Here is a 16,068-nt window from a genome sequence, read left to right as displayed (position 1 = left end):
CTATAACTAATCGCCATCCGGCGAACGGGTTCGTGTTTGAGAGCCCAGCAATGTATCTAACATCTGCCGAGACGACCAGTCGATTACGGACGTGGGGTTGTTATCTTGGCGGCCGGGGCGACGAGTGTCTCACAGGGAGACGACCGAGGCATGACCTGGCTCACCGCCGGACGCCTCCCAGGTGTGAGTATGGACAGTAGGAGCGACAGCTCCAGGTGCCCGGCCACCACGACCAGACGGGGGCTGCTCACGGCCATCGGCGCTGGCGTTAGCGTCACAGCGTTGGGAACAACCGCCAGTACCGGCCAGCAGCCGGACTACTGGACGGTCGTCGCACTGCCGGATACGCAGGTGTACGCGGACGAGCAGACGCCCTACGCCACGGACCAGACGCAGTGGATCGCCGACAACGCCGACGCGGAGAACATCGCGTTCGTCAGCCACGAGGGCGACGTGGTCGACCACGGCGACGACGACGCGGAGTGGCGGTACATGGACGAGGCCATGTCCACGCTCGACGGGGTGGTCCCCTACGCCACCGTGACGGGCAATCACGACTACGCGACCCTGTGGGACCGCCAGTCATCGGTGGCCAAGTACACGGAGTACTTCGGCCCCTCGCGCTACGACGGGCGGGAGTGGTTCGGCGGGGCAGGCCCGACCAACGGTGACGAGGATCGAGATACTCTCAGCACCTACCAGCTGTTTTCGGCCGGCGGCTACGACTTCCTCCACCTCGCCTTGGAGTGGGAACCGCCGGGAACGGTGGACGATCCGTCGACGGCACTGGGATGGGCCCAGAGCGTCCTCGATCAGTATCCCGACCGAGCAACGATGCTCACGACACACTCGTATCTCCGCGACGAGCCACAGCGACGGACACAGGAGTTGCAGGAAGCGAACGGCATCGGGAACACGGGCCAGACCGTCTGGGAAGAACTCGTCTCGCCGAACGACCAGATATTCATGATCCTCTGTGGCCACTGGCACGAGGGGACGGGAGAGAGTGGCGGAGAGGCCCATCAGGTGTCGACGAACGAAAGCGGGTCGTCGGTGTACGAGCTGCTCGCGAACTACCAGTTCCGGCCCAACGGCGGGCACGGGCTGCTGCGACGCATCGAGTTCCGTCCCGGGGACGGGTCGGACGCGCCGGACCGGCTTCAGGTACGGACGTACTCGCCGAGTACAGCGGAAGAGAAGACCGACGACGACTCACAGTTCGGGTTCGACCTCGACTTCGACGACCGGTTCGGATCGGCAGCGGCCGGGACGCCGGAACCGACGGCGACACCGGACGGACCGACGGCAACGTTCCAGCAGGGGTCGGACGACTACAGCGGGACGGTTGACACGATGATACGCGCCGCCGATCCGGAGACGAGCTTCGGTTCCGCCGAGAGACTGTCTATCGATCCGAACGATTCGGAAGGGTCGGGCAGTAGCTCGCAAGTCCTCCTTCGATTCGACGGCATCATCGGCACTGACGCCAGGCAGATACCGCCCGGTTCGGACGTGGAACAGGCCACGATAGTGCTTGAAACAGCGGACGAGGGTGACGGCGCGGCGCTTCACCGACTGCGCACGGGCTGGAGCGCCGACTCGACGTGGGCGTCGCTGGACGGCGGCATCCAGACGGACGGCTCCGAGGCCGTATCGGATGCAGTCGCACGGACCGAGCCAGTCGGGACGGGCGAGACAATGATTGATGTGACGGCGAGCGTGCAGGCGTGGGTCACCGGCGCACAGAACAGCGGGTGGGTGTTGCGCCCGCTCGGGACCGACGGCTGGGTCATCCAGAGCGCTGACAGCGCCACACCGCCGACGCTGACCGTCAGTTACACCCCCGGCGAGACCCTGGCCGGCGACGCCGACAGCGACGGTGACGTCGATAGCGACGACGTGGAGGCGATCCAGCGGTCGGTCACCGGCGAGGACATCGGCATCAACCGGGACGCAGCGGACGTCGACGGCGACGGTGATGTCGACATCGGCGATGCCGTTTCTGCCCGGAATCTGGCGGAGGACAGTCAATGAGAAACAGTCGAGCAATCGTCGTCGCCGTTGCCCTCGCGGTCGTGGTCGGGACGTTCCCGATGGCGGTCGCCGCGCTGGCCCCAGGGTCGGCGAGCGCGATTTCGCTCGGTGACACTGTCTCGGGAGAGTCTGGCGACCCCGTCGCTGTTGCCTCCGGTGAGACAGTCACCGTGCAGGTCTGGGCCAACGCAACGGCGGTGCGTGGCTACCAGACCAACGTCACGTTCGACCCCACCATCGCGGAAGTCGACAGCGTTACCGGCAGCGACGACTTTGACGACCCGGTCGCGAACGTGAACAACGACGCCGGCTGGGTCGCGTTCAATCAGCTTCGGTCCGGGGAGACGGACGATCCCCTTCTCGCCGAAATCACGCTGACAGTCCCGGATGATGCGGCTGGGTCCACACAGCTCACCTTCGTCGAAGCGGACACCAAACTGTCGGACGGCGACGGTGAGACCGTCGCACCCGAAGCGTTCAACAGCGTCGAGTTGCGCGTCGACACTGGTTCGGCAACCACGACGGACACGGCGACTCCGACGGACACTGACACCACCACACCGACGGACACGTCGACCGATGATGGTGGCGGCGACGGCGATGAGAGCGACGGATCCAACGATAGCGACGACGGAGATAGCAGCGGCAGCGACGACAACGACGGTAGCGATAACGACAGCAACGACGATAGCAACGAGAACGACGACAACGACGGCAACGAGAACGACGACAACGACGACAACGACAACAGCGGTGGCGGAGGCGGCGGTGGTGGCGGTGGCGGTGGCGGTGCGATCTCCCCGCCCGAACCGTCGTTTGCGATCATAAACACGTCGCTTAACAGAACGGCAGTCGCGCCCGGACAGCCGGTGATGGTGTCCGGGACCATCGAGAACCACGGTGACGATGACGGGACGTTCGAAGCGCGCGTCTACAACAACGGAACGGCGATGGGCTCGAACATGACTGTGGAAATTCCCGACGGAGAGCGGCGGCAGGTGAACCTCACCGTCCGATTCAATTCGTCCGGCGTCCACGCCGTGGGACTCAACTCGACGGCCGTCGGGAACGTGACCGTTCGAGCGGCCAACGGCACAACGAACGGGACGACGAACACGACCGGAAACGGGACGGCTAACAGCACCGCCAACGAGACGACAGACGCCACCGCGATGGCGACCCCAGAGCCGACGGCGACAGCGACGGGAACCGCGACCGAGACGCAGACGGTAACCGAAGTACAGACTGACGCATCGACGACGCCAGCGACTGCTACAGACGCCGAGACGACACCAAAGTCCGGTATCCAGACAACAACGACGGACGGGTCCGGCCCCGGCTTCGGAACCGCTGCAGTCGTCGTTTCGCTGTCGCTGCTGTTAACCTGGCTCGGGTATCGACGAGAGGGAGACTCGTAGCTGGGGAGCACCGACCAGAGGGCAGTGCGTCAAGTACTCACTCCCGACAGTGGGGAACTGAGAGACATCTCGGCGAGAGTAGTTCACGAACGACGTGAAACTGCGAAGGTCAGCTGCGTGTGCCCGTTTACTTCTCAGAAGACTCAACGGTGTGTTCAGCGACTGCCTGTTCGGCGTACCAAAACACCGAGAAGTCCTGTGGACTCGGGATCGCACAGGCCAGCCACCCGATAGTCCAGGCGCTGAGACGCGGATCACCTGCCTGCAGGGGGTCCGGCACAACGCCAAGAACAACCGTCACAAACGGAACGACAAGAACCAGAGGCGCAACGGCGGACAGGCGCAGTGCCCACGGAGACGTTTCCGGGGGTATCTCGCGAGGGGTGACCGACGCCCACGTCCCGGGGATGTTCGCACCAAACTGGCTCGCTCCGTCCCGCTCCGGTCCGATGGCGATGTCACACTGAATCCCGAGGAGAGACAGGACTGCCGCGTGTGAGAGTTCGTGCACTACGATGCCCACACTGATCGTCAAGAGAAGTACCATTCCGGCCCCGGCCAACACCACGATCTCCATATACCCATCTAAGGGACACAGCCACATATCTACGTTCTCGTCCGATTATCACGTTCGATTACGCGATGCCGTCGCGGCCATCCCCTCCGTCTGGACCGGTATTCCAGCCGCTCCGATAGCTATAGATACCCTCCCGGGGCCAGCACAACAGGACGGCGTACCTGCGACGTTGGTCACGGCTGCCAGAAAGTCATCAACAGCTCCAACCGGTTTTTGTGAATTGCCACGCGGACTGTGGGATTTCAGTTCGTACTGACTTCTACCCGGACGAAGCAGACACAAACGGTTTTGCGAAGGTCGAAGAATGACTAACGGAGCGAAACGACGGCAGGAAACGAATGGACTCGCCGGGATTTGAACCCGGGGCCTCTTCCTTGCGAAGGAAGCGATCTGCCACTGATCTACGAGCCCGCGTGGTCTGCCACTCGAACGCGGAGTTGTAAAAACCCTGCGCGTGAGAGCGGCCTTCGATAGCGATTCACACTGTCCCGGCCAGCGGTTCGGACGGGTGGCACACCGACGCTGTCGCGAAGCGACAGCCCCGAGGCTTAGTCCTCGAGGACGATCTCGATGGAGACGTCGTTGGGAACCTGGATGCGCATCAGCTGGCGCAGTGCCCGTTCGTCGGCGTCGATATCGATGAGCCGCTTGTGGACGCGCATCTCCCAGTGTTCCCACGTCGCGGTCCCCTCACCGTCGGGGGACTTGCGGGTGGGAACCTCAAGCGTCTTGGTGGGGAGCGGAACCGGACCGGAGAGTTCGACGCCGGTCTTGTTCGCGATCTCCCGCACGTCGGCGCAGATGTCGTCGAGGTCCTCGGGGCTTGTGCCCGCGAGCCGAACGCGTGCCTGCTGGGACATACGTTATCGCTCGTTGACGCTGAGGACTTTGCCGGCGGCGATGGTCTGACCCATGTCGCGGATGGCGAAGGAGCCCAGTTCCGGAATCTCAGAGGACGGCTCGATGCTGAGCGGCTTCTGTGGGCGGACCGTCACGACGGCAGCGTCCCCGTTCTGGATGAAGTCGGGGTTCTCCTCGGCGACCTCGCCGGAGGACGGGTCGATCTTCTTGTCGATGGACTCGACAGTACAGGCGACCTGTGCCGTGTGGGCGTGGAAGACCGGCGTGTACCCTTCCGTGATGACGGACGGGTGCTGCATCACGACGATCTGGGCCTGGAAGGTCTCAGCGACCGACGGCGGGTCGTCGGCCGGACCACAGACGTCACCGCGTCGGATGTCGTCCTTGCCGACGCCGCGGACGTTGAACCCGACGTTGTCACCGGGCTCGGCCTTCGGGACTTCCTCGTGGTGCATCTCGACGGTCTTCACTTCACCGGAGACGTCAGACGGCTGGAAGCTGACGTTGTCGCCCGTGTTCAGGATACCCGTCTCGACACGGCCAACCGGGACCGTACCGATGCCGGAGATGGTGTAGACGTCCTGGATCGGCAGTCGGAGCGGCGCGTCCGTCGGCGGCTCCGGAGCCGGCAGTTCGTTGAGTGCTTCGAGCAGGATTTCGCCGTCGTACCAGCCCGTGTGCTCGGACTCGCTGGCGATGTTGTCGCCCTCGAAAGCCGAGACCGGGATGAACTTGGCGTTCTCGGAGTCGAAGCGGACCTGGGTGAGGAGGTCCTTGACCTCTTCGACGACCTGCTTGTACTCGGACTCGCCGTAGTCGACGAGGTCCATCTTGTTGACGGCGACGATGAGTTCACCGATGCCCAGGGTGCGGGCCAGGAACACGTGCTCCTGGGTCTGCGGCTGGACGCCGTCGTCGGCGGCGACGACCAGGACGGCGTTGTCGGCCTGGGACGCGCCGGTAATCATGTTCTTCACGAAGTCGCGGTGACCAGGACAGTCCACGATGGTGAAATCGTAGGCGTCGGTGCTGAACTCCTGGTGGGCGATGTCGATGGTGACACCGCGCTCACGCTCTTCGGCGAGGTTGTCCATGACGTAGGCGAACTCGAAGCCGCCCTTGCCCTTCTCCTCGGCTTCTTCTTTGTGCTGTTCGATGACGTGCTCCGGTACCGATCCTGTCTCGTACAGGAGTCGGCCGACGAGCGTGCTCTTCCCGTGGTCGACGTGGCCGATAATGGCCAGGTTCTGGTGTTGTTCGTCGCTCATTGTTATCTCTCACGCGCAGAGGCGCTGTATCGGGTTTATTAGCTGGTGGTTCATAAAACGATTTCGAAAGCGTGTAAGCGTCAGGCCGTCGCTTTCTTGCGATTCGGCACGCCATGGCATGGTAGTGTGGCACCCGATAGCTCGACCGCCGGAGCGGCCGGTACCGACAGTCACAGCCGGGTTTGTGTCCTTCGGAGTGAGAAACGGGACTGGTGGCTGGGAACCGTGAGGAATACGAAGAACGACGCGGTCGCGTATGAGATCCTGCTGGCCCGTTACAGTCGGCCGATGTCGGCAAGCACCGCGCTCGCCGTCTCCGGGCCGCCGGCACCGCGCCCGGAGATATTGAGCTGGCCGGCGTGTTCGGTCTCTAGCTGCGCGATGTTGCGGGTCCCCGAGACGGCAAGCGGCGCGTTGTCCGGAACGAGCCGCGGGCCGACGCGGACCGATCCCTCGACGACCTCGGCGATGAGCCGAACGGTCCGCCCGTCGGCCCGCGCGAGTTCGAGGGCACTGCCGGATATCTCCTGAATCCCCTCGACTTCGGCGTCATCAAGCGTGTACTCCGTCCCGTTGCCAGCGAGGACGTTCGCGATAATGACGCCTTTCAGCGCCGCGTCGGTGCCGTCCACGTCGAAGGTCGGGTCGGCCTCGGCGACACCGAGGTCCTGTGCTTCCGCGAGGACGTGCTCGTAGTCGAGGCCTTCGGTCGCCATCCGCGAGAGGATGAAGTTCGCTGTGCCGTTGAGCACCCCGCGGACGGCGGTGATGTGGCTCGGGTCGAAGTCGTCGATGGTCGAGAGGACCGGCATCGCGCCGCCGACGGTCGCCTCGAACAGCACGCTCCCCTCGCTTTCGCGTTCGAGCGCGCGAACGTCGGCGTAGCGTTCGGCGACCGGTCCTTTGTTCGCCAGCACGGCGTGGCGGTCCCGTTCGAGCGCGGCCTGGACGTGGCTGAAGCCTGGTTCGGCGTCGCCGAGCGTCGTCGGCGTCGCCTCGACGAGCACATCGTACTCGGCCGAAAGCGCGTCCTCGGGCGCGTCACTGCCGACGACGCCGTCGGTTCGCTTCCTGTCGAGCACCTCGGCGGCGTCGATACCGTTGCTTTCGATGACAGCGCTGCTGGAGTCGGCAAACGCCGTGACGGAGTGCCCGTAGTCGCTCGCCAGTTCGGCGACGGAGGACCCGACCGCACCGGCTCCGATGACGGCGAGTCTCATGCCTCACCTCCCGCAGCGAGCGGTTCAATGACACGGAGGTCCTTGTCGTCGGCGACGGCGCGGATGGAATGCATCGTCTCGTCGACCGCACCTTCCTCGGTCGCCAGTCGGATGCGCGCGCTGGAGGCATCGTCCGTCCCCTCCGGTGCTGACAGCGAGAGATCGGTAACGGTTGCGTCAGTCGATTCGTGAATCCGAGAGAGTGTATCAGAGAGGTCTGTGTTGACGAGGTGGCCGGTGAGGATGATCGTCAGCGCCTCGCTGTACTGCTCGGCCCCGGCCTGGATGACGTTGATGCCCGCGTCCCGGAGTGCGTCGACGATTCCGTCGAACCGCTCGGGGGTCGCCTCCAGGTCGACCTCCACGGGGATGTGACCCCGCGGGGTCACGTTCCCCCGCTCGTGGAAGATAGAGAGGAGGTTCCCGCCGTTGGTGGCGATGGGCTCGAGCGCCCGCAGCAGTTCGCCCGGTTCATCGACCAGTTCCAGCCGAACTGTGTAGGACCGTACCTCGTCGGTCGAGTCGCTCATCGCCCGCTCACCTCCTGGGTATCTCGGCTCATTGTGGGAGACTCAGCAGGGGCACGTATAAGAAACCGTCCGTTTGGTCGCATCTATGGCAGAAAGCGGTCGTACAGGTCGTCGATCCACTCGTTGTACGCCTCGCCGCGGGTCGACCCCCAGGGATTGCGCGAGAAGTAGTACATCGCCGCGAACATCCCCGCGAGCGTCAGCGCCAGCCCCGTCGGCAGGACGAAACTCCAGATGAACGTCGACGTACCGGCGATGACAGCAGCCACGAGAAGATCCACAATCTGGTGCATGCGGTCGCTCATACCGCCCTGTTCGACGTCGGTGGACCTAAGCGTGGGGTCCAGCCCCACTCGTGAGAGACGCTGGCAAGTGAGCGCTACGTTTTTTTGGCTGACTGCGGAGGGGTCCACATGTGTACGCCCTCCAAGCTACATCGCTGTCGACAGGCGCAGCGCTGCTCGTCTTCGGTATCCTCACCGTCCTCGGAGCGGTCATCGGCGCACTCGGGAGCGCAGTCGCACGGCGGCTCTCGAACCCCGTCGCCAAGTACCGACAGCTGTATCTCGGGGTCGTGCTCCCGTTCGCCCTGCTGTCGTACGTCGTCTTCCGGCTGCTGGGATTCGGCTATGTAGTGGTCGGCGGGGGGACCGGGATACTCGAAACGCTGCTGGCGACGTTTGCGGAACTGTTGGCCGCCGGCGTCATCGGACTGGTCGCCTACGCACCAACCGTCCCGGGCGTCCGCAGCGTCCGGGACATCGGACTCTCGACTGGCCGGGCGCTCGTCCGGATGGGGCGATACGTCCTCGGGCTGTCCGTGATCGTGACCATCGTCGCCGCGCCGCTTGAGACCGGCCTGTCACCGGCCGCACTGCTGGCCGTCGTTGCCGGCCTCATCGTCGCCAGTCAGGCCGTAGCCCCCTGGCTCATCCCGTTCGTGCGGTCCGTCCAACGGCCGGATGACTCAACGACAGAGACGCTGGACCGCCTCCGGGACCGCGCGGGGCTGACCGTCCGCGACGTTCGGGTTCTCGATACCGAACAGGAGGCGACAGCGAACGTGACCGTCCGCGGACCGCCCGGATATCGCCGGCTCTTCGTGACGAGCACGTTCCTCGACGTGTTCGACGACGAGACAGCGACGGCGCTCCTCGCGGTCCAGGCCGGCCGTCAAAATGCCCGCGTGCTTGCCAGGATCGTCGGCGGCCTGCTGATCGCGCTAATCCCGCTGTTCGTGGCACTGGCCGACCTCGGTCCGCTGTGGCCGCTCGTCGGCGCGAGTCTCGGACTCGTCGTCGCAAGTCTGTGGGTCACCCGCCGCGGCGTCCGAGCAGCCGACAATTACGCGGCCACACGGGTCGGCCCGGACGCCGTCGCTGACGCCCTCAAACAGTACGCCGCCGTCCACAACATGGAGCCGTCCCGACGACGACTCGCGAACCCGTTCGCACGGTCGCCGCCGCTGGGGAACCGAATCGACCGGTTGCGGGAGCAAGCAGGTAAATAAGGCGGTCCCGTAGCGAAGCGAAGACAAGAGAACGGCGGACAAGCATACCGCGCGCCGCCGGCGCGCGGTTTCACTTCTCGCGACCAGCGGGAGCGAGAAGGGAGTTTTTAGCGTAGATTTTTACGAACCCGCTCCCCGCAGCGCACTCAAAGCGCGCGCGAGGAGAGGGGGTGACCTAAAAAGGTACTTAGAAGTAGTCGATAGCCGGGTTCAGTTCCTGCTTCATGCCCTTCCGCTCGCGGATCTCGCTGATCTTGTCAGGCTGCAGGTTGTCTGCGAGGACCTGGAAGCCGGCGTTCTCGGTGTTCCAGGAGGCACGACCTTCGGTGGCCGAGCGGATGTCGGAGGAGAAGCCGATCATCTCGTCGACCGGGGCGACGCCTTCGACAACCATCAGGTCGCCTTCCTGGTACATGTCGTCGACGCGGCCACGGCGGCCCTGGATCTCGCCGCTCGCAGCGCCCATGTGGTCGTTGGGCACGTCGATACGGACCTGCTGAATCGGCTCCAGCAGCTTGATCTGGGCGTCGATGAGCGCGTTGTGGACGGCCTCACGCACCGCAGGGATGACCTGGGCCGGACCGCGGTGGATGGCGTCCTCGTGGAGGCGAGCGTCGTGGAGGCGGAGCAGGGATCCCTGGACCGGCTCGGACGCGAGCGGGCCGTCGTCGAGCGCCTCTTCGAGGCCCTCGATGACGAGCTCCATCGTCTCGTTGAGGTGCTGAATCCCCTTCGTCTCGTCGAGCAGGATGTTAGTCCCGTGGATGTGCTCGATGTTCTGGGAGTCGTCCTTGTCCATGCCGGCCTCCTGCAGCGCTTCGCGGCGCTCCAGTTCGGGCATGTCCATCGACGCCTCGCCCATCTTGATGGTCTCGACGATGTCGTCGCCGAGCGGCTCGACGGAGATGTAGAAGCGGTTGTGGCGGTTCGGCGAGATACCCTCGACCTCGCGGCTGTTGCTCTGTGGGGCCTCTCGGTAGACGACAATCGGCTCACCGGTGTTGATCGGGATACCCTGGTTGCGCTCGATACGCTGGCCGATAACCTCCAGGTGCAGCTCACCCTGCCCGGAGATGAGGTGCTCGCCGGTGTCCTCGTTGATCTCGACCTGGATGGTCGGGTCTTCCTTGGCGACCTGCTGGAGCGTCTCGATGAGCTTCGGCAGGTCGTCCATGTTCTGTGCCTCGACGGACTTCGTGATGACCGGCTCCGAGATGTGCTCGATGGACTCGAACGGCGTCATCTCGACGCTGGAGACCGTGGAGCCGGCGATGGCGTCCTTGAGGCCCGTGACGGCGGCGATGTTTCCGGCGGGGACGCGGTCGACTTCCTCGCGCTCGCCACCCATGTAGATGCCGACGCTCTGGATGCGATTCTTGCCCGCGGTCCCGGAGACGTACAGCTCCTGGCCCTTCTCCAGCGTGCCGGAGAAGACACGACCGGCGGCGATCTCGCCGGCGTGGGGGTCGACACCGATGTCGGTAACCATCAGAACGACTTCGCCGTCCTCGTTGACCAGTCGCATGTCCTCTGCGAGCTCGGACTCGGCGTCGCCACGCCAGATACGCGGCACGCGCATCGGCTGGGCGTCGACGGGGTTCGGGAAGTGTTCACACACCATGTCCAGAACCACGTCGGACAGCGGCGTGCGCTCGTGGAGTTCCTGGCGCTTGTCGTTGCGCTCCAGTTCCATGATTTCGCCGAAGTCCATGCCGGTCCGCTGCATCGACGGCATCGAGACGCCCCACTTGTACAGCGCGGAGCCGAAGCCGACGGTCCCTTCCTCGACGGAGACCGTCCAGTCCTCGATGTCGTCCATCTCCTCGGTCATGCCGCGGATGAGGTCGTTGACGTCCTGGATGACCGCGAGCAGGCGCTCCTGCATCTCTTCGGGGCCTTCCTGAAGCTCGGAGATGAGGCGGTCGACCTTGTTGATGAACAGCGTCGGCTTGACGCCCTCGCGGAGCGCCTGCCGGAGCACCGTCTCGGTCTGGGGCATCGCGCCCTCGACGGCGTCGACCACGACGAGCGCGCCGTCGACGGCACGCATCGCGCGGGTCACGTCGCCACCGAAGTCCACGTGGCCGGGGGTGTCGATGAGGTTGATGAGGTGGTTCTGGTCCTCGTACTCGTGGGTCATCGAAACGTTGGCCGCGTCGATGGTGATCCCACGTTCCTGTTCGTCTTCCTCGGTGTCCATCGCCAGCTGTTCGCCGGCGGTGTCGTCGGAAATCATGCCGGCACCGGCCAGCAGATTGTCCGTCAGTGTCGTCTTTCCGTGATCGACGTGAGCAGCGATGGCGATGTTCCGGATGTGCTCCGGATCGTCCATCAGTGTCTCACATTCTTGGACGATTTTCTTACGTCGGCCCATTATACAGCTTTCTATCAACAGCAGGGTCAAAAGGATAGTGTTTCACTACGGCCGCGACCGCTCGAAATCCGCCCGTTCGCGTGGGATAGTCTCGCAATCCGCACGGACTCAGTGGCTTGCCGTGAGACCAGGGTCGGAGTCGGCTGCTGGGGACGAACACTGCCCCGAACCATGGATTAATAGCTGTGCAACCCATGAGAAGGTTACACATGGACGTGCACGTGCAGGGTGGGCCGGCCGAACCGTTTCTCGGGGCGAGGGACCTCTTCTCGACGGAACACGATCTGAACCGACCAGTGACTGTCCGGGTCCGGGAGGACCCCGACGAGCGCACCCGCGTCAGCCACAGCGACGACGCCCATCGGCTGACGATCTCCCGCCAGGCGGCAACGAGCGCGATGGCCCGCGAGCTGGCGTTACACGAGTACGCGCACATGCACCACCACGAACGCGGGCATCCGTCACACACCCAGTCGACGCGGGAAGCCATCTACCTCGCACTGGCAGGGCATTCGGTCGAACAGCGAAAGCTCACACACTGCTACCAGATCGCCAACCACATGAAAGACGTCTACGCCGACGACATCTGGATGCCGGTGGTACCCGGCGACAAGCTGGTGCCGTTTCTGGAAGCCAGCCTCGCGGCCGCGGTCGCGGACCGGCCCGGCGATCCGCCGACCTGGGGTCGCTCGACATCGCCGACCCGGATGCGCCACCCCAGCGAACCGGCCGCGCGGCTGACGCCGGCCGCGGACCCGGACATCACGGCCGTCAACGCGGCGTTTGCCCTTGCGCTGTGTGAGCGCCACGACCTGGTCGAGGCGGACCACCGGCTGTACGACCTCGCCCACGCCGCGGGGCAGGACGCCGAATCGGTCGATCTCGCGGAGTTCAAGCGCCACTTCGCGTCGCTCTCGCCCGAGCCGGACGAATCCGAGTTCCGGAAGGCGCTCGTCGACGTGACCCGCGCGTACGCTGGCGGCGGCGGCCGCGCGGCGGACTGACCCCACGATTACCGGCTCCCCTCGCCCACAGCGACGAGTCAATCAACAGAAGTGTTTTTGCAGTAACCTGTGAACCGGTCCACTATGACCGAGGCGCTTCGCGGCCGGCATCTCGACGGCGAGGCGGATGTCGTCGGCGAACAGATCCGGGTGTTACACGTCGACGACGACCCGGACTTCGTCGCTGTCGCGGCGGATTCCCTGGAGGCCGCGGACGACCGGATCACCGTCGAAACCGCGACCAGCGCACGGGACGGGCTCGACCGACTCGCCGAAAACGGGTTCGACGCCGTCGTCTCCGACTACGACATGCCGGAGATGACCGGCATCGAACTGCTCGATGCGATTCGGGAGACGGACCCGGACCTACCGTTTATCCTGTTCACCGGCAAGGGCAGCGAGGAGGTAGCCAGCGAAGCGATCTCGATGGGGGTGACCGACTATCTACAGAAGTCCTTCGGGGTCGAGGTGTACGAACTCCTGGCCAACCGAATCGAGAACGCGGTCTCCGAGTACCGCGCGAAGCGACAGGCCGCCGAATCCGAGCGCCGCGTCCGCGAACTCACCGAGGCGACCCACGACATCCTCTGGGAGTTCACGGCCGATCTGAGCGAGGCGCTCGTCATCAACTCCGCCTACGAGGATATCTGGGGGCGGTCAGTGGCCGACCTCCGGGAGGACCCCCACGACTTCCTGAACGGCATCCACCCAGAGGACCGCGAGCGGGTGAAAGACGCGATGCGGTGTCTCATGGACGGCGAGTCGGCCGACGTGGAGTGTCGCGTCAACGCCGACGAGGAGTATCAGCGCTGGGTCTGGATACAGGGCGAACCGATCACGAACAGCGACGGCGAGACGGTTCGCGTCGCCGGGTTCGCCCGCGACGTCACCGAACGGCGGAACCGCGAGCGCGAACTCGAAACCACCAAAAACCAGCTCGCGGAGCACAACCAGACGCTCCGGGAACTCTACGAGATCAGCGCTGACCCTGCGGCCTCGTTCGACGAGAAGATCCAGGCCGTACTGGATCTCGGACGACAGCGACTGAGGACCGCTGACGCGTTCCTGTCCTCGAACAACACCGACACCGACGAGTTCTCGATCCTCTATTCGAGCGGGGACGATGAGCGGCTCGCACCGGGAACTGTCGCGCCGCTGTCGGAGTCCTACTGCCGAGAGATGATCGATTCCGGGGGTGTCAAGGCGATCGCGGAAGCCTCCGAAGAGGGGTGGGCGTCGGACCCGGCGTACGAACGGTGGGACTACGAGACGTACATCAGCGGCGAGGTCCGGGTCTGTGACGCGCATTCGGGGACGCTCTGTTTCGTCGACCGGTCGCCCCGCGAGACCCCCTTCACCGAGGACGAGAAGACGTTCGTCCACCTCGCGGCACAGTGGGTGAGCTACGAACTCGAACGCCAGCAGCGCGAGCAGCGCCTCGAACGGTACAAGGAGTACACCGACGACATGCTGGACGCCATCGACGACGTGTTCTACGTCCTCGACAGCGACGGTCGCTTCCGGCGCTGGAACGAGAGCCTGCTGAACGTGACCGGCTACTCGGCCGCGGAAGTGGCCGGGACCCACGGGGCCGAGTTCTTCCCGGAGGAGCACCAGGACCTCGTCGGGGCCGCTATCGAGTCCGTGTTCGAGGACGGCATCACCCGTGTCGAAGTGCCGTTTATCACGAAATCGGGCGAGCAGATCCCCTACGAGTTCACGGCGACTCGCGTCGAGGATCCCGACGGGAACCTGATGCTGGCCGGCATCGGCCGGGACATCACCGAACGGAAGGCACGGGAACAGGAACTCACGCGGACGAAGGAGCTCCTCGACCAGGCCCAGCGGATCGCGAGCGTCGCCGGCTGGGAGATCGACGTGACGACCGAGCCGCCGGAGATGACGGTGACAAGCGAGTTCTACCGGCTACACGGGCTGACGCCGGACGACCAACTGAGCGTCGACTCTATCTTAGACCTGTACCACCCCGACGACAGGGAGATTGTCATGACCGAGTTCCAGCGGGCGATAGAAACAGCCGAGGGATACGACATGGAGGTGCGTATCGGCGACGACGACCAGTACCGGTGGGTCCGCGCACTGTGTGAACCGGTCAGCGAGAGCGGCGATGTCGTCAAACTCCGGGGCTCGATCCAGGACATCACCGACCGAAAGCTCCGCGAGCGCGAACTGGAGGAGACACGGGAGCGGATGGAGATCGCACTGGAGACCACCAACACGGTCGTCTGGGACCGCGAGTTCGAGTCCGGCGACCTGTCGTACTACCCTAATTCCGAGACGCTGTACGGCACCGACATCGACACGCTGGATGAGTTCTTGCCGCTCGTCCATCCGGAGGACCAGTCGGAGGTGGCGGCGCGCATCGAGACGGCGACCGAGACCGGGACGTACGAGGCCGAGTTCCGGATCATCCGTGACGGCGAGGTCCGTTGGATGGAGGCGAAAGGCCGCGTCGAATCCGACGGCGACGGGACGCCGGTTCGGGCAATCGGTATCGACCGCGATATCACCGAGCGCAAGCGCCGCGAGCGGGAACTCGAGGACACGAACGAACGACTTGAGGAGTTCACCAGCATCGTCAGCCACGACCTCAGGAACCCGCTGTCCGTCGCCGAGGGACGCATCGAACTGGCCCAGCAGGAGCGCGACAGCGAACACCTCGACAACGCCAGCGACGCGCTCGCGCGGATGCGGACACTCATCGACGATCTCCTCTCGGCGGCACAGGACGGGCAGTCGGAGGTCAACGCCGGCGTAGTGGCGCTCGCGGACACTGCCGAACAGTGCTGGCACAACGTCGAAACCGACGACGCCGAACTCACTGTCGAGACAGACGCCGTCGTTCGGGCCGACAGAAGTCGGTTAGAACAACTGCTGGAGAACCTGTTCAGCAACAGCGTGGAGCACGGGTCCACGAGCAGTCGGACTGCATCCAACGACGTGACGGTCACCGTCGGCGGCCTCGACGACGGGTTCTACGTCGAGGACGACGGCGACGGCATCGACGCAGAAGACCGGTCACGGGTGTTCGAGACCGGTTACTCCACGTCGGACGCTGGGACGGGGTTCGGGCTCTGGATCGTCGCGGAGATCGCTGACGCCCACGACTGGACGGTGACAATCGACGAGAGCAGCGACGGCGGCGCGCGGTTCGAGTTTACCGGCGTCGATATCGTGGAGTGACGGGCTGGCGCGTACGCGGTCCCTCTGTGGCCCGCCGAAGACCAATTAAAGCGGACGTTCGAAGGCCC

At 64.7% G+C, this 16,068-nt stretch carries 12 protein-coding genes and 1 tRNA gene; 5 read left to right on the top strand and 8 right to left on the bottom strand.

Annotated features, from left to right (window positions below):
- The first annotated feature begins 189 nt into the window (after nucleotides 1–189).
- Nucleotides 190–2,034: a DNRLRE domain-containing protein gene (locus ACY9XZ_RS07710; protein ID WP_463456456.1), complete on the top strand. Its 1,845-nt coding sequence runs from the start codon at nucleotides 190–192 to the stop codon at nucleotides 2,032–2,034.
- Complete coding sequence (locus ACY9XZ_RS07705; protein WP_463456455.1) at nucleotides 2,031–3,452, top strand: cohesin domain-containing protein; 1,422 nt, start codon at nucleotides 2,031–2,033, stop codon at nucleotides 3,450–3,452. The genes ACY9XZ_RS07710 and ACY9XZ_RS07705 overlap by 4 nt, the downstream gene beginning before the upstream one ends.
- A 127-nt stretch (nucleotides 3,453–3,579) precedes the next feature.
- Here ACY9XZ_RS07705 and ACY9XZ_RS07700 read toward each other — a convergent pair whose 3' ends face one another.
- From ACY9XZ_RS07700 to ACY9XZ_RS07670, 7 genes are all read right to left on the bottom strand, one after another.
- Nucleotides 3,580–4,029, bottom strand: coding sequence for a hypothetical protein (locus ACY9XZ_RS07700; protein WP_463456454.1), 450 nt, complete (start codon nucleotides 4,027–4,029; stop codon nucleotides 3,580–3,582).
- Between the two features lie 339 nt (nucleotides 4,030–4,368).
- Nucleotides 4,369–4,440, bottom strand: a tRNA-Ala gene (locus tag ACY9XZ_RS07695).
- A 137-nt stretch (nucleotides 4,441–4,577) separates the two neighbouring features.
- Nucleotides 4,578–4,889 (bottom strand): 30S ribosomal protein S10, encoded by a 312-nt coding sequence (gene rpsJ, locus ACY9XZ_RS07690; protein ID WP_004515425.1) that lies wholly within the window; start codon nucleotides 4,887–4,889, stop codon nucleotides 4,578–4,580.
- A gap of 3 nt (nucleotides 4,890–4,892) precedes the next feature.
- The gene (gene tuf / locus ACY9XZ_RS07685; RefSeq protein ID WP_312616528.1) at nucleotides 4,893–6,158 is read right to left on the bottom strand and encodes a translation elongation factor EF-1 subunit alpha; all 1,266 of its coding nucleotides are present in this window, start codon (nucleotides 6,156–6,158) and stop codon (nucleotides 4,893–4,895) included.
- A gap of 275 nt (nucleotides 6,159–6,433) precedes the next feature.
- Nucleotides 6,434–7,378 (bottom strand): homoserine dehydrogenase, encoded by a 945-nt coding sequence (locus tag ACY9XZ_RS07680; RefSeq protein WP_463456453.1) that lies wholly within the window; start codon nucleotides 7,376–7,378, stop codon nucleotides 6,434–6,436.
- Nucleotides 7,375–7,908 carry an amino acid-binding protein gene (locus tag ACY9XZ_RS07675; protein WP_463456452.1) on the bottom strand — a complete coding sequence of 178 codons (534 nt, stop codon included), beginning with the start codon at nucleotides 7,906–7,908 and terminating at the stop codon, nucleotides 7,375–7,377. The genes ACY9XZ_RS07680 and ACY9XZ_RS07675 overlap by 4 nt, the downstream gene beginning before the upstream one ends.
- Nucleotides 7,909–7,991: 83 nt before the next feature.
- On the bottom strand, nucleotides 7,992–8,213 hold the full coding sequence (locus ACY9XZ_RS07670; protein ID WP_463456451.1) for a hypothetical protein: 222 nt from the start codon (nucleotides 8,211–8,213) through the stop codon (nucleotides 7,992–7,994).
- A gap of 152 nt (nucleotides 8,214–8,365) precedes the next feature.
- On the opposite strand from ACY9XZ_RS07670, the gene ACY9XZ_RS07665 reads away from it, so the two are divergent.
- Nucleotides 8,366–9,418, top strand: a complete 1,053-nt coding sequence (locus ACY9XZ_RS07665) for a peptidase (RefSeq protein ID WP_463456834.1) — start codon at nucleotides 8,366–8,368, stop codon at nucleotides 9,416–9,418.
- Nucleotides 9,419–9,605: 187 nt separating this feature from the next.
- Here ACY9XZ_RS07665 and ACY9XZ_RS07660 read toward each other — a convergent pair whose 3' ends face one another.
- Complete coding sequence (locus tag ACY9XZ_RS07660; protein ID WP_463456450.1) at nucleotides 9,606–11,792, bottom strand: elongation factor EF-2; 2,187 nt, start codon at nucleotides 11,790–11,792, stop codon at nucleotides 9,606–9,608.
- Nucleotides 11,793–12,001: 209 nt separating this feature from the next.
- Here ACY9XZ_RS07660 and ACY9XZ_RS07655 point away from each other — a divergent pair, with 209 nt between their 5' ends.
- Entirely contained in the window at nucleotides 12,002–12,796 is a 795-nt protein-coding gene (locus tag ACY9XZ_RS07655; RefSeq protein ID WP_463456449.1) for a DUF5781 family protein, read from the top strand.
- A gap of 84 nt (nucleotides 12,797–12,880) precedes the next feature.
- Entirely contained in the window at nucleotides 12,881–16,000 is a 3,120-nt protein-coding gene (locus tag ACY9XZ_RS07650; protein ID WP_463456448.1) for a PAS domain S-box protein, read from the top strand.
- Nucleotides 16,001–16,068 lie beyond the last annotated feature (68 nt).

This window comes from Haloarcula sp. HT12 (assembly GCF_055271655.1).
This window is presented reverse-complemented; position numbering and strand designations above follow the sequence as displayed.

What these genes read in the sequence shown, in the direction of transcription:
- ACY9XZ_RS07680 (WP_463456453.1), bottom strand. Translation starts at nt 7,378, where the DNA reads ATGAGACTCGCCGTCATCGGAGCCGGTGCGGTCGGGTCCTCCGTCGCC.
- tuf (WP_312616528.1), bottom strand. Translation starts at nt 6,158, where the DNA reads ATGAGCGACGAACAACACCAGAACCTGGCCATTATCGGCCACGTCGAC.
- ACY9XZ_RS07710 (WP_463456456.1), top strand. Translation starts at nt 190, where the DNA reads ATGGACAGTAGGAGCGACAGCTCCAGGTGCCCGGCCACCACGACCAGA.
- ACY9XZ_RS07700 (WP_463456454.1), bottom strand. Translation starts at nt 4,029, where the DNA reads ATGGAGATCGTGGTGTTGGCCGGGGCCGGAATGGTACTTCTCTTGACG.
- ACY9XZ_RS07705 (WP_463456455.1), top strand. Translation starts at nt 2,031, where the DNA reads ATGAGAAACAGTCGAGCAATCGTCGTCGCCGTTGCCCTCGCGGTCGTG.
- ACY9XZ_RS07660 (WP_463456450.1), bottom strand. Translation starts at nt 11,792, where the DNA reads ATGGGCCGACGTAAGAAAATCGTCCAAGAATGTGAGACACTGATGGAC.
- ACY9XZ_RS07655 (WP_463456449.1), top strand. Translation starts at nt 12,002, where the DNA reads ATGGACGTGCACGTGCAGGGTGGGCCGGCCGAACCGTTTCTCGGGGCG.
- rpsJ (WP_004515425.1), bottom strand. Translation starts at nt 4,889, where the DNA reads ATGTCCCAGCAGGCACGCGTTCGGCTCGCGGGCACAAGCCCCGAGGAC.
- ACY9XZ_RS07675 (WP_463456452.1), bottom strand. Translation starts at nt 7,908, where the DNA reads ATGAGCGACTCGACCGACGAGGTACGGTCCTACACAGTTCGGCTGGAA.
- ACY9XZ_RS07670 (WP_463456451.1), bottom strand. Translation starts at nt 8,213, where the DNA reads ATGAGCGACCGCATGCACCAGATTGTGGATCTTCTCGTGGCTGCTGTC.
- ACY9XZ_RS07650 (WP_463456448.1), top strand. Translation starts at nt 12,881, where the DNA reads ATGACCGAGGCGCTTCGCGGCCGGCATCTCGACGGCGAGGCGGATGTC.